13 protein-coding genes are annotated in these 13,296 nt (G+C 70.1%); 9 read left to right on the top strand and 4 right to left on the bottom strand.

The genetic code is table 11. The features are described from left to right. Nucleotides 1-43 precede the first annotated feature (43 nt). Nucleotides 44-1,033: a TIGR03617 family F420-dependent LLM class oxidoreductase gene (locus tag AWB89_RS12925; RefSeq protein ID WP_085174054.1), complete on the top strand. Its 990-nt coding sequence runs from the start codon at nt 44-46 to the stop codon at nt 1,031-1,033. A 12-nt stretch (nt 1,034-1,045) separates the two neighbouring features. Here AWB89_RS12925 and AWB89_RS12920 read toward each other — a convergent pair whose 3' ends face one another. Beyond that, on the bottom strand, nt 1,046-2,161 hold the full coding sequence (locus AWB89_RS12920; protein ID WP_085174052.1) for an Rv3169 family protein: 1,116 nt from the start codon (nt 2,159-2,161) through the stop codon (nt 1,046-1,048). Further along, nucleotides 2,161-3,303: a phosphotransferase family protein gene (locus tag AWB89_RS12915; RefSeq protein ID WP_085174050.1), complete on the bottom strand. Its 1,143-nt coding sequence runs from the start codon at nt 3,301-3,303 to the stop codon at nt 2,161-2,163. Before AWB89_RS12915 ends, AWB89_RS12920 begins: the two co-directional genes overlap by 1 nt. Nucleotides 3,304-3,360: 57 nt before the next feature. On the opposite strand from AWB89_RS12915, the gene AWB89_RS12910 reads away from it, so the two are divergent. Both AWB89_RS12910 and AWB89_RS12905 read left to right on the top strand, forming a co-directional pair. After that, nucleotides 3,361-3,963, top strand: a complete 603-nt coding sequence (locus tag AWB89_RS12910; RefSeq protein ID WP_085174048.1) for a TetR/AcrR family transcriptional regulator — start codon at nt 3,361-3,363, stop codon at nt 3,961-3,963. Continuing rightward, the gene (locus tag AWB89_RS12905; protein WP_085174046.1) at nt 3,960-4,829 is read left to right on the top strand and encodes an SDR family NAD(P)-dependent oxidoreductase; all 870 of its coding nucleotides are present in this window, start codon (nt 3,960-3,962) and stop codon (nt 4,827-4,829) included. Before AWB89_RS12910 ends, AWB89_RS12905 begins: the two co-directional genes overlap by 4 nt. On the opposite strand, the gene AWB89_RS12900 is transcribed toward AWB89_RS12905, so the two are convergent. Both AWB89_RS12900 and AWB89_RS12895 read right to left on the bottom strand, forming a co-directional pair. After that, nucleotides 4,826-5,431, bottom strand: coding sequence for a class I SAM-dependent methyltransferase (locus tag AWB89_RS12900; protein WP_085174044.1), 606 nt, complete (start codon nt 5,429-5,431; stop codon nt 4,826-4,828). The two genes, AWB89_RS12905 and AWB89_RS12900, sit on opposite strands and share 4 nt — an antisense overlap. A gap of 31 nt (nt 5,432-5,462) precedes the next feature. After that, the gene (locus AWB89_RS12895) at nt 5,463-6,851 is read right to left on the bottom strand and encodes a 13E12 repeat family protein (RefSeq protein ID WP_085174042.1); all 1,389 of its coding nucleotides are present in this window, start codon (nt 6,849-6,851) and stop codon (nt 5,463-5,465) included. Between the two features lie 166 nt (nt 6,852-7,017). Between AWB89_RS12895 and AWB89_RS12890 the strand changes: the two genes are divergently transcribed. From AWB89_RS12890 to AWB89_RS12865, 6 genes are all read left to right on the top strand, one after another. Continuing rightward, nucleotides 7,018-7,968 carry a DUF4129 domain-containing protein gene (locus AWB89_RS12890; protein WP_169716596.1) on the top strand — a complete coding sequence of 317 codons (951 nt, stop codon included), beginning with the start codon at nt 7,018-7,020 and terminating at the stop codon, nt 7,966-7,968. Continuing rightward, a complete protein-coding gene (locus AWB89_RS12885; protein ID WP_085174040.1) occupies nt 7,965-8,447 on the top strand; it encodes a hypothetical protein in 483 nt (160 codons plus the stop codon). Before AWB89_RS12890 ends, AWB89_RS12885 begins: the two co-directional genes overlap by 4 nt. After that, nucleotides 8,444-9,421 (top strand): AAA family ATPase, encoded by a 978-nt coding sequence (locus tag AWB89_RS12880; protein WP_085174038.1) that lies wholly within the window; start codon nt 8,444-8,446, stop codon nt 9,419-9,421. Before AWB89_RS12885 ends, AWB89_RS12880 begins: the two co-directional genes overlap by 4 nt. 7 nt (nt 9,422-9,428) lie before the next feature. Then, nucleotides 9,429-10,697, top strand: a complete 1,269-nt coding sequence (locus tag AWB89_RS12875; RefSeq protein ID WP_085174036.1) for a DUF58 domain-containing protein — start codon at nt 9,429-9,431, stop codon at nt 10,695-10,697. 7 nt (nt 10,698-10,704) lie between these two features. Then, a complete protein-coding gene (locus AWB89_RS12870; RefSeq protein WP_085174034.1) occupies nt 10,705-11,151 on the top strand; it encodes a hypothetical protein in 447 nt (148 codons plus the stop codon). 247 nt (nt 11,152-11,398) lie between these two features. Continuing rightward, a complete protein-coding gene (locus AWB89_RS12865) occupies nt 11,399-13,291 on the top strand; it encodes a PPE family protein (RefSeq protein WP_085174032.1) in 1,893 nt (630 codons plus the stop codon). Nucleotides 13,292-13,296 lie beyond the last annotated feature (5 nt).

The following is a 13,296-nucleotide window of genomic DNA, read 5'->3' as shown; positions in this document are numbered from 1 at the left end:
ATAAATTTCCATTGCTCGTCTAAGTAGGTGCTCAGGTGGCCAGATGAAGGTCTTCACCGCGTTGTACGGGCCGGTGGGCGCGGTCGAGCGGGCGCGGGCGCTGCGCGACGCGGGGGCCACCGGTGTGGCCACCTTCGAGGGCCAGCACGACGTGTTCGCTCCGCTGACGCTGTCCGCCACGGTGGGCGGCCTGGATCTGATGACCAACGTGGCGATCGCGTTTCCGCGCAACCCGATCCACCTGGCGCACCAGGCCAACGATCACCAGCTGCTGAGCGAGGGACGGTTCTTCCTCGGCCTGGGCACCCAGATCCGCCCGCAGATCGAGAAGCGATTCGGCGCCCAGTTCGAGCACCCGGTGGCCCGCATGACCGAATTGATCGCGGCCCTCCGCGCGATCTTCGAGGCGTGGGAGACGGGCGGCCGCTTGGATTTTCGCGGCGACTACTACCGGCACACGCTGATGACGCCGACGTTTTGCCCCGGCCCCAATCCGTATGGCCCGCCGCCGATCTACGTCGGGGCCCTCGGCCCGCGGCTGACCCGGGCGGTGGCCGGGCACGCCGACGGCCTGCTGGTGATGCCGTTCGGCACCACGCGGTTCCTGCACGACGCGACCATGCCGGCGGTGCGCGACGGCCTGCGGGCCGCCGGCCGTCGGCCCGAGGACTTCGTCGTCATTCCCGAGATCATCGTGTCGGCGGGCTCGGACCATGGCGATCACGAGGCCACCCGCCGGCTGCTGGCGTTCTACGGGTCCACCCCGGCGTACCGGCCGGTGCTGGCCGCGCACGGCTGGGGGGACCTGCAGCCCGAGCTCAACGCGATGTCCAAGCAGGGCCGCTGGCAGGAGATGGGCGGCCTGATCGACGACGAGGTGCTGCACACCATCGCGGCCTGCGGAACGCCGAAGGAGATCGCCGCCCGGATCCGCGAGCGCGTCGACGGCGTCTCGGACACCGTGTGCCTCTATCAGCCGACGCCGATCGACCTGCAGACGCTGTCCGAGATCGTCGACGAACTGCGCGAGTAGGCCTAAGTCCCGCTACGGCGCGACGGTCAGCCAGTCGGAGAAGCCCGACGGGTCGTGGCGGCCCAGCGCGCCGTGCTCGTAGAGGCCCCACCCCTCCACCGGATCGCCGTCGCCGTCGCGGCACACCGCACGGCCCACGTGGTCGATCACGCCGAAGCCCGACCGCGCGACGATGGCCGGGTCGGTCATGTCGTAAGTCAGCCGCTCGACGAACTTTTCGCCCTTCCACATGCCGTGCAGCCAGTCCGAGTCGCCGCCGTAGCCGCCGCCGACGTGGATGGGCACCGGCAACTTGGACTCGACGTCGAAGTGGACCGGGGTCCCGTCGGGGGCGGTCGCGTCGATCGTCGCCCCGGTCGGGATGCGGGTGCCGGACCGGTAGTGGATCTTGACCCGCGGCCAGCCCAGCTGTTCGACGCGGCCGTCGCGCCACACCCGGGTGCAGTCGTTGAGCGAGCGGAACCCGTTGGGCTCCTCCTGGATGATCAGCACGATCGCGAACTCCTCGAACGCCATCGGCACGTAGAGCCACCACATCCCCTCGAAGGGCGGATCGGCGGGCCGGCCCGCCGGCTCGGGCTCGCCGATGGGCCGGATGCCCCAGGACCGGTCGCGGCTGCCGAGCCAGGTCGCGGGGTCGACCGGGATCTCCTCGCCGTCGATGGCGATGCGGCCGCTCCAGCTGCCGAGCTGGGCGAACCGTTGGGCGTCCAGCGTCACCCGGTTGCCGGACCGCAGCACGTGCGGCTGTTCCTGGACGACGTCGAAGAGGCCCTCCCAGGTGAGATCGGCCGCGATGCCTTCGGTTTCGTCGAGAATCAGGCGCAGCTTGCGCAGCGGCTCGCTGACCTCGATGCGATAGCCGTTGACGTTCTGGTTGAGCCGGTCCTGGTCGATGGCGTCCGACAGGTGCACCGCGGTCTGGGTGTCCCCGCGCCGCACGAGGAAGAAGGCGTCCTTGACGCCGAGGTTGGGGTAGTAGCCGATGCCGCTGATCACGAAGATGTCGCCGGTACGGTCGTGGGCGTTGAAGTAGGAGCGGTCGTAGAAGTTGCGGTCCGAGGATCCGGCCCACGCGATCGGCCGGGGAACCTGATGTACCGGAAACTCGTCCAGCGGTCCGAGCATTACTGATCCTCTCCAATCAAACGGCGCATCAATCCGGCGTGGTAGAACAGCGATTCGACGTTATCGGGCTTTTCGGTCTCCCCGAAGTGCACCCGCCGCGCGCCGGTGCGCATGAACACGCAGGCCCACATCACGCCGGAGTAGGCGTAAAACCAGCGCAGGTCGCCGATGTCGACGCCGGTGAGTTGCCGGTAGGTGGCCCGCACGTCGTCCTCGCGCATCACGTCGGGCAGGCCCGGCAGCGTCGCCAGGCCGGCGAGTTCCTGGAACACCATGTGCGCGTAGATCATCCATGCCACGTCGAGCTCGCGTGGCCCCAGCGTCACCATCTCCCAGTCCAACACGGCGACCGGCTGGAAGTCGCGGTACAACACGTTGCCGACCCGCGCGTCGCCCCAGAGCAGCACGGGCTCACGGGCGGCCGCCTCGTCGGGCCAGTTGTCCTCCAGCCACCCGAAAGTCCGCTCCAGCAAGGGGGATCGCCCGATGTCGGGCACCGCGAAGTCGTACCAGGACCGCACCCAGTTGAAGTGCCGGCGCAGGGCGGTGTCGCCGTCGTGCGTGGAGAGGAACCCGAATGTGTTCTGGGCATTCGGGATTGAGTGCAGCTTCGCCAGCACCCCCACCGTGGCGTCCTGCAGTTCGCGCTGGCGTTCGGCGGGCGCGTCGGCGAACCAGTTGCCGCCGAAGGTGTAGGGCATGACGTCCGGCGGCACCTCGCCGTCGACGTAGTCCATCACGAAGAACGGCGTGCCCAGGACGTCGCCGGTGGGCTCCAGCCAGCGCACCCGCGGGACGGGGACGTCGGTGAGCTCGCCGACCTTGCGGATCACTTCGAATTGGTGGTCGAGCCGGTACGTCGGGAAGACCTGCACGTCCTCGGCGGTCGGCGCCACCCGGGCCACCAGCTTCTGCTCGACCGGCCGGCCGTCCTGCTCCCAGCGCGCGGTCAGGATGATGGTCTCCGACGACATCCCCGTCGAATCGACGCCGCTTTCCACCGTGACTTGAGGCTCAGCGGGGCTGACGCCGCCCGGCAGGACGGTCGACAGCCATTGCGACATCACCGCGGGCAGCGTGGTGACGTCCCGGCTGGACCGCTGCAGTCGGTCGACTTTGTCCAGCACAGGTTCGTTGGACACGGGTGCCTCCGTTCCTAGAGACGTCGGTGAGGCAATTACGATACGGTAGGTAGCGTTATGAAAGCAGACCCGTCCTACCTTGACAAGGCCCCGGGGGCCGGGCGCCCCCGGGATCCGCGGATCGACTCGGCCATCCTGTCGGCGACCGCGGAACTGCTTGTGGAGTTCGGCTATTCGAACCTGAGCCTGGCCGCGGTGGCCGAGCGGGCCGGCACCACGAAATCGGCGCTGTACCGCCGATGGTCGAGCAAGGCCGAACTGGTGCACGAGGCGGCGTTCCCGACCGCGCCCACCGCGCTGGAGGCACCGGCCGGCGACATCGCCGCCGACGTCCGGATGATGATCGAGGCCACCCGCGACGTGTTCACCACCCCGGTGGTGCGCGCCGCGCTGCCCGGGCTGGTGGCCGACATGACGGCCGATCCCGCCCTGAACGCCCGCGTGATGTCGCGCTTCGCCGAGGTGTTCACCGCCGTGCGGGTGCGGCTGGGCGAGGCCATCGACCGGGGAGAGGCGCATCGCGGCGTGGACCCGGATCGGCTGATCGAGTTGATTGGGGGAGCGACGATGCTGCGGATGCTGCTGCGCCCGGACGAGAAGCTGGACGACACCTGGGTCGAGCAGACGACGGCCATCGTCGTGCACGGGGTGACCGGATGACCCGGCTGGCGGGCCGGTCCGCGATCGTCACGGGCGGCAGCCGCGGCCTGGGTCGGGCGATCGCGCTGGCGCTCGCCGCGGAGGGCGCGGCGGTGGCGGTCGCCGGGCGCACCGAACAGGTGTGGGACGACCGGCTGCCCGGAACCATCGGCGAGACCGTCGCCGACATCGAGTCGGCGGGCGGACGCGCCGTGGCGATCCGTGCCGACCTCACCGACCGCGACGACGTCGCCCGGCTGGTGGGTGAGGCCCGAGACACGTTGGGGCCCATCACGATCCTGGTCAACAACGCGGCGTTCACCGCGCCGGGCCGGCCCCCGGTGCCGGGCGCCGAGCCGCGCGCCAAGGCCGCCAAGCCGCCCGCCGGCGGGGCGAAACCCGGGTGGCCCGGCTTCGTCAGCACGCCGCTGCAGGCCTTTCGCCGCCATTTCGACATCGGGGTGTTCGCCGCCTACGAGCTGATGCAACTGGTGTGCCCCGACATGATCGAGGCGGGCGGCGGATCGATCATCAACATCACCTCGGTCGCGTCGCGGATGCCCGGCGACGGGCCCTATGCCGATCGCAGCGGCGGGGTGCTGCCGGGTTACGGTGGGTCCAAGGCGGCGCTCGAGCACCTCACCCAGTGCGCGGCCTACGACATGGCCGGCCACAACATCGCGGTGAACGCGCTGTCGCCGTCGAAGCCGATCCTGACGCCGGGCCTGGCCTACTACGCCCGCGACTTCGTGGACACCGCCCCGGCCGACGAATTCGCCCGGGCAGCAGTCGAATTGGCCCTGGTCGACCCCGCGGTGGTCACCGGTCGCACGGTCGGCCACCTGCAGGTGCTCGACGGCAGCTTCTCCCCGTTCACGCTCGGCTAGTCCGGCTTGGTCGCCGTGACGGCGTTGATGATTACTGCGTACAGCCGGTGCCAGCGCGGGTCGGTGAGCCCCGCCCGCCGCAGCAGGCCGGTGGCGCGCCCACGGGTGCGGGCCTTGCCCCGCCGGCTGGTGGCCAGCGTGGGCAGCAGCCACCACGAGAACTGGTCGACGAGCACGAGGTGGCCGCCGGGGCGCAACACCCGGGCGCATTCGACGAGCCCGGCCTGTTGATCGGCCCAGTGGTCGAATGACGTCGTGCTGACGATCAGGTCGAAGGTGTCGTCGGGGTAGCGCAGGTCTTCGGCCACCCCGACGGCGAAGCTCAGCCGGTCGTCGCCGCCGAAAGCGCTTGCCGTCGCGACCATTTGGGGCGCGGCGTCGACGCCGCAGAGCTGTCGGGCGTCCGGGTAGCGGCGGGCCAGCGTGCGCAGCAGATGGCCCGTTCCGCATCCCACGTCCAGCACGCCGGTGGGGGAGGCGATGGCCGCCACCGCCAGATCGGCGGTGCGGTCGCTGATCTCATGGTGCAGCCGGCCCCGCCACCCGTGGTCATACTCGGGCGCCCGATCGTTGAACGCGGCCAGATCCCGGTGCGGGGGCACCCGGTCAGTCTGTCACGAGGCGCGCACCGGGTCACCCTTCGTTCTCCTCCTCGGGTGGGTCGGAGTCTCCGCGCAGGAGTTCTTCGGGGTGGTGGGCGCGGTTGATTTCCGGCGGGCCGGTGCCGTCGGTCCAGCCGAGCCGGCCGTTGCCGGTGACGCTGGTGCGCCAATGGCCCTTGCTGGCGTCGTCGTGGTCGGCGTCGCAGGCGAAGTGCAGTTTGTCGGCGTCGGTGCGGCCGCCGGCGGCCCAGTCCGGTGAGTGGTGGACCTCGGAGCGGTAGCCCGGTACCAGGCAGTTGGGGCGGGTGCAGCCGCGGTCGCGGGCATAGCAGATGAGCCGTTGGTCGGCGGTCGCGATCCGCTTTTGGCGGCCCAGATACAGCGGCCGCCCGGTGTGGTCGTCGAACACCGCCAGATAGTGAATTCCCTCGGCGGCCATGCGGATCAGGTCACGCATCGGCAGCCGCGAACCCCCGCCCGTCAGCGCCGGCGCCGGCATGGGCGCCGACGGGTCGGCCACGGCGTGGGCGGCGCGGTCGAGTTCGGCCAGGGTGGTGGTGACGATCACGGTGACCGGGTGACCGCGGTGGGTCCCTAGGTCGCCGGAGTCGATCGCCGTCTTGAAGCCGAGCTTCAGCGCGTCGTGACAGCGCTGGCCGACCGTGCGCTGATCGCGCTCCTGCGACTCGGCGTCGTCGGGTTGGTGGCGGCCGGGGCGCACGGCGGCCTCGACGGCCTCGAAGTAGGCGCGGGCCTCGGGATCGAGCAGGCCCGAGAGCCGCGACATGCCGTCGGGTCCCTGCGGGCCGAGCCGCAGCCAGCGCCGCCGCGCCCGGTCCTCGTCGGTGAACAGGCCGTCGGGGTTGAGGTAATCCGCGATCCGCTGACCCAGCTTGGTGACCAGCCCGGCATCCAGCTTGGACGCGTGGCCCACCAGCCGGCGTTCGGCTTCGGCGACATCGGGCGGCGAGACGCACGCGGGCAGGACGTCGACGGCGTGACACACCGCGCGGATGTGGTCCTCACCGACCGCTCCCGCCTCCACCGCCGCGGCCAGCGCCCCAAGCTCCGCCGCCATCGGTGGGCCGGTCAGCGAGCGCCGCGGCCGAATCCGGGCCGCCAGCCTGAACCGGCGCGCGATCTCTTGGGGAGTGATGCGCAGCCGCGCGGACAACAACGCGCGCACCGCCGGCGTACCCGCGCTGCCGTCCGGAGGTTCGGCGATCTCGGCGAAGAACCGATACATCAGACCCCGGTTGACCCGCTCCTGCGTCTCCAGGCGCTCGGCAACCGAGACCCGAAAGTCGTTGCCCACCACATCCGAGCTGGTCTCGCGCAGCGCGTCGTGCGCGGCATCGATCGCCGCCAGCGCGGCATCGATGCGCTGCCGCGCCTCCTCGGCACCCACGCACGACCCCATGCCGCCAAGCTAGAAACCGGCGCCGTCAAAACCGCCGACACGCGAACCGCGCCGCCCCCGGCCTGGGGATAGAACCCCAACTGTGGATAAACCACCCAACCCCGTGTGCAAGTATGAAGAAAGCTCGTGCCGCAACGGCGGCAGGCAACCGGTCGAGTGGTGTGGCATGCCCGGTATTGACAAGCCGACGGGGCGCGTCGTCGCGCTGATCGTCCTGATGATCCTTGCCGCCGCCGCCCTCCGCGGATACCTCCCGGCTCAGGGCCACGCGGTGCGCACGGAGCCCGGCGGCGGCCGCGCGGCGCTGCTGTTCGTCATCGTCACCCTCACCGCCTCCCTCGCGCTGCTGACGATCGCCGTTGTCGCGCGGTTGCGGGATCCGCGTGCGGCGGCACCCAAGCAGGCAGACCTGTCCGACATGCTCGGTACGGGCAAGGGCCGCCCGAGCTGGCGCGTGATCCTGATCGGGCTGTTGCTGATCGCCGTGTGGCTGCTGATCGCGACGCTGCTGGTCCACTACCTGGTGCCGCACCGCGTCGACCCGTCCGTCTCCGGCCCGGCCCCGGCCGCGCAGCCGTCGGGACGCCCCGGGGGCCCGCCGCCACCGGAACACCAGCACCCGGCCAACAACTCCGGGGACCTGTTCGGGGTCCTGCTTGCCGGCGCGATCCCGATGATGCTCGTGATCGTCGCCGGCTCGGTGATCATGGCGCGGCGGCGGTGGCGCGCGGCCCCGCCGGCCGTTCGGGCCGACGATCACCCCGAGCCCCCGGCGCCCGCGCCCCGCGCGGAGTCGCTGGCCCGCGCCGCCGAGGTGGGGCTGGCCGAGATCGGCGACCTCAGCCGGGAACCGCGCGAGGCGATCATCGCCTGCTACGCCGCGATGGAGCGGGAGCTGGCCAACGTGCCGGCCGCCGCCCCGCAGGAATTCGATACGCCCACCGAGGTCCTGGTCCGCGCCGTCGAACACCATGCGCTGCGGGCCGATAACGCCGAGCGGCTGGTGAACCTGTTCGAAGAGGCACGGTTCAGCCCGCACGTGATGAACGAGGAACACCGTGAGGTGGCGGTGGACGTGCTGCGGCTGGTCCTCGCGGAACTGCGGAGCCCGGTATGAAAAAACTGTTGGCCCTGGGTGTTTGCCTGGTGGTGGGCATCGAGTTGTTGGCGTTGATCCTGCACGGTCGCAGGTTCCTGCTGGCGGGCGCGGGCATCGCCCTGGCCCTGGTGCTGCTCAATGTGCGCCGTTACCTGGGCCGCGGCAACGAGCCGGCGGCCGAGCCGGACTACGACGACCTCGGGGATTCGTTGCGCCGCTGGCTTGCGACCACGGAGACGACGATCCGGTGGTCGGACTCCACGCGCGCCGACTGGGACCGCCACCTGCGTCCCATGCTCGCGCGGCGTTACGAAATGACAACGGGCCAAAGGCAATCCAAGGACCCCATGGCCTATCACGCGAGCGGCCGGATGCTCTTCGGCGTCGAATTGTGGGAATGGGTCAATCCCAACAACGTCACGCGCACCGGTGACCAGCACCCCGGCCCGGGTCGCGCGGTGCTGGAAGAGATCCTGCGAAAGTTGGAGCAAATATGACACTGCCGGCCGCGACAACCACCGCACAGTGCGAGGCGGTGCTCGACGAAATCGAACGAGTGGTGGTGGGGAAGCGCTCGGCGCTGACGCTGATCCTGACCGCCGTCCTGGCGCGCGGCCACGTGCTGATCGAAGACCTGCCGGGCCTCGGCAAGACGCTCATCGCCCGATCCTTCGCGGCCGCGCTGGGGCTGCGCTTCACCCGGGTGCAGTTCACGCCCGACCTGCTGCCCGCGGACCTGCTCGGCTCGACGATCTACGACATGCAGTCGGGTCATTTCGCGTTCCGGGCCGGCCCCATCTTCACCAACCTTCTGCTCGCCGACGAGATCAACCGCACGCCGCCGAAGACACAGGCGGCGCTGCTGGAGGCGATGGCCGAGGGCCAGGTGAGCATCGACGGCGAAACCCACAAGCTGCCAACGCCATTCATCGTCCTGGCGACCGACAACCCGATCGAGTACGAGGGCACCTATCCGCTGCCCGAGGCGCAGCTGGACCGGTTCGCGATCCGGCTGGAACTTCGGTACCTCTCGGAGCGCGACGAGACGTCGATGCTGCGCCGCCGGCTCGAGCGGGGCTCGGCCGAGCCCACGGTCAATCAGGTGGTGGACGCTCACGACCTGCTGGCGATGCGCGAGTCGGTCGAGCAGGTGACCGTGCACGAGGACGTCTTGCACTATGTGGTGTCCCTGGCCACCGCCACCCGCCACCACCCCCAGGTCGCGGTGGGCGCCAGCCCCCGGGCGGAACTCGACCTGGTCCAACTCGCGCGCGCCCGCGCGCTGTTGCTCGGTCGCGACTACGTGATCCCCGAGGATGTCAAGGCGCTCGCCGTCGCGGCCGTGGCGCACCGGATCACGTTGCGCCCCGAGATGTGGGTGCGCAAGATCCAGGGCGCCGACGTCGTCGGGGAGTTGCTGCGGCGCTTGCCGGTGCCCCGCACCGGCGCCGGCCACGGGGGCACCGGATGAGCCCGGCGTGATCCGCAGCCGGGAACTCGAGTTCCGCTGGCGCGCATCGCCGTTGGCGCGGGCGATCGCGACGTCCGCCGGCGTCGCGCTGGCCGCCGCCGTCATCGCGGCGCGCTGGCAGCTGATCGCCTTCGCGGCCCCCCTCCTGGGCGTGCTGTGTTCGATCAGCTGGCAACGCCCGGCACCGAAGATCCGGGTGCACGGCGAGCCCGACTCGCAGCGGTGCTTCGAAAACGAGCGGGCGCGGCTCAAGGTCTGGGTGACCGAAGAACGCGCGGCTTCCGGCCCCTCGGCCGTCGAACTGACGGTTTGTCCGGTCGGCGGCATGGAGCTCGAGGCGCTCGCGCCGGATGCCCGCCACGCGAAAACCGTTGCGGCGACCGCACAACGCTGGGGCCGTTACCCGGTCCGCGCCCGCGTCGAGGTGGTCGCCCGCGGCGGGTTGCTGACGGGGACGGCCACCGTCGACGCGGCCGACGTCCTCGTGTTCCCGCTGACGCCGCCGCAGTCGACGCCGATCCCGCAGACGGAATTGCTCGACCGCCTGGGCGCCCACCTCACCCGGCACATCGGGCCGGGCGTCGAGTACGCGGACATTCGCCCCTACGTGCCCGGCGACCAGCTGCGGGCGGTGAACTGGCCGGTGAGCGCGCGCCGCCGCCAACTGCACGTGACGCAGCGCCTGACCGACCGCGCCGCCGACGTGGTGGTGCTGATCGACACGTACCGCCAACCGGCGGGTCCGGCGACCGAGGCCACCGAACGGGTCGTACGCGGCGCGGCGCAGGTGGTGCAGACCGCGCTGCGGCACGGTGACCGCGCCGGCATCGTCGCGCTGGGTGGCAACCGCCCGCGGTGGCTCGGCGCCGACATCGGGCAGCGCCAGTTCTACCGGGTGCTCGACACGGTGCTCACCGCCGGCGACCAATTCGAAAACACCACGGGCACACTGGCGCCGCGCGCGGCCGTTCCGGTCGGCGCCATCGTGATCGCGTTCTCTACGCTGCTGGACACGGAATTCGCGCTGGCGCTGATCGACCTCCGCAAGCGCGGCCACGTGGTGATCGCGGTGGACGTCCTCGACAGCTCACCTTTCGAGGCGCAGCAGGATCCGCTGATCGATCGGATGTGGGCGCTGCAACGTTCGGCCATGTATCGCGACATGGCGACCGTCGGCGTGGACATCGTCGGTTGGCGGGGGGACAGCACGCTGGACCAGTCGATGGGTGTGCTGCCGGATCGCCGCCACCGCGTGCGGGGACGGCTGAGGGGATAGCGGTGGCATGAAATCGATCCCGGGTTCGGCCGCCCTCGCGGTCTCCACGGTTTTCGGCGTGCTGATGGTCGGACTGGCCGCCGTCGGCTCCCACGGACCGGCGCTCGTCGCGGCGGTGGCGGCCCTGGTGGCGGTGGGCGCCGGGGTGGCCTCGCGCCCCGCGGCGACGGTCGCGGTGTTGCTTTCGGTCGCAGCGATCGTGGCGTCGGATCCGTCGCTCGTCTTCGCGGCCTGGTCCGGGCTGTGCGCCACCGCCTACCTGGTCTGCCGCCACGCGGCGGCCACTGCCGGGGTCGAAATGTGGAGCTGGCCGACGGCGGTTGCCGCCGTTGGCTTTACGTGCGCGGGGCTGGTGGCGGCCGCGTTCCCGCTGCAGTTGCCGTGGTTCCCGCTGGCCGCGCCGCTCGCGGTGCTGGCGATCTACGTCCTGGCGACGCGCCCGTTCGTGAACTGAGCGCCAAAAGACCTAAATATCCCCACGTCGCCGCAATTCATCTTTTTCGGATCATTTGAGGGCAATTTCCCTAAAGGCCATTGTCCGCGCAGCCCAAAATGGCAACTCGCGGCACCGACCGGGATCGAGATCGAAATCGATTTTTGTCAAAAGCAGGGATTTTCAGACCGCGGCTTCTTACAGTTTCTTCACCGGTCAGATGCTCCGGGGCTGAATTTTACGGCGCGGCCAACGGGAGGGCGGGCTAATGAGTTTCCTGACGATGCCTCCGGAGATCAATTCCTTGCTGATGTTTTCCGGTGCCGGATCGGCGCCGCTGCTCTCGGCCGCCGCGGCGTGGGAGGGACTGGCCGCCGAATTGGGGTCGGCTGCGGATTCGTTCTCGTCGGTGACGTCGGGGTTGGCCGGGCAGGCCTGGCAGGGCCCGGCGTCGGCGGCGATGATGGCGGCCGCGGCGCCGTACGCGGGCTGGCTGCAGGGGGCCGCGGCCGAGGCGGCCGGGGTGGCCGCGCAGGCCAAGGCCGTGGTGAGCGCCTTCGAATCCGCGTTCGCCGCGACGGTGCATCCCATGCTGGTGAGCGCCAATCGGTCCGACCTGGTGCGGCTGGTGATGTCGAACGTGTTCGGGCAGAACGCGCCGGCGATCGCGGCGGCGGAGTCTGACTACGAGCTGATGTGGGCGGCCGACGTGGCGGCGATGGTGGGGTACCACGGCGGGGCGTCGGCGGCGGCCGCGCAGCTGGCGTCGTGGCCGGGCGCACTGCAGGGCCTCGGCTCGGCGGCGGCGAGCACGCTGGTCGGCATCCCGGCGGTCAACACCGGGCTCGGCAACATCGGCAGCTGGAACCTGGGCGGGGGCAACACCGGCAACTTCAACCTCGGCGGCGGCAACAACGGCAACGTCAACCTGGGCAGCGGCAACCTGGGCAACCTGAACCTGGGCAGCGGGAACTTCGGCTTCGCCAACCTCGGCAGCGGCAACGTCGGCAACACCAACCTCGGCCTGGGCAACTTCGGCAACTCCAACCTGGGCAGCGGGAACAACGGCTCCGCGAACCTCGGTTTCGGCAACGGTGGCGGCGCGCTCGGTATCGGGAACGGAAATATCGGCAGCGGAAACTCGGGCAGGTTCAACCTCGGCGGCGGCAACTTCGGCTCCTTCAACTTCGGCTTCGGCAATCAGGGTTCCTCCGACATCGGCTTCGGCAACCTCGGCAGCTTCGACTTCGGCTTCGGCAACGCCGGCAGCAACGACATCGGGTTCAACCTGCCGGGCGACAACATGGTCGGCATCGGCGGGCTGAACGGCGGCCTGAACAACGTCGGCTTCGGGAACTCGGGCAACGGCAACATCGGCCTCTTCAACTCGGGCAGCGGAAACGTCGGCTTCTTCAACTCGGGGAATGGCAACTTCGGCTTCTTGAACTCGGGCAGCAACAACTTCGGCTTCTGGAACTCGGGCAGCAGCAACATGGGCTTCGGCAACGCCGGAATGCAAAACGTCGGGTTCGTCAACGCGGGTCCGCACAACATGGGCTTCGGGAACTCGGGCATCGACAATGTCGGAATCGCCAACTCGGGCAGCTTCAACACCGGCAGCTTCAACTCGGGCGGCTCGTTCTCCGGCATGGGCGCAAACACGGGCTGGTTCAACTCGGGCAGCCTGAACACGGGCTTCTTCAACTCCGGTGACATCAACACCGGGCTGTTCGACGCGGGCACGCTGAACACGGGGATCGGCAGCTCGGCCGACCTCACCGGGATCGTCGCCAACTCCGGCATCGGCAACAGCGGCACGGACGTCTCGGGCTTCTTCAACTCGGGCGTCGGCGTCTCCGGCTTCCAGAACACGGCCACCGGCGTCCTGGGCCTGCCGACGTCCGGCTACCTCAACATGGGCCAAGGGGACGCCGGCATCGACAATCTGGGCTCTCAGGTGATCGGCGTCCTCAACGGGGGCAGCTTCAACGTCGGCATCGCGAACTCGGGCATGAACAACTCCGGCATCGCGAACTCGGCCCCCAACCCGACCTTCACCACCTCCGTGGGCGTCGGAAACTCGGGCAGCAACAGCGTGGGGCTGTTCAACGCGGGCGACAACCTGGTCGGCATCCTGGGTGGGGTCTTCGGCCAGCTGTAGTCCTG

This window comes from Mycobacterium paraense, assembly GCF_002101815.1.
Classification (GTDB): domain Bacteria; phylum Actinomycetota; class Actinomycetes; order Mycobacteriales; family Mycobacteriaceae; genus Mycobacterium; species Mycobacterium paraense.
The sequence above is the reverse complement of the archived record's forward strand: the minus strand, read 5'-3'. Positions and strand labels throughout refer to the sequence as shown.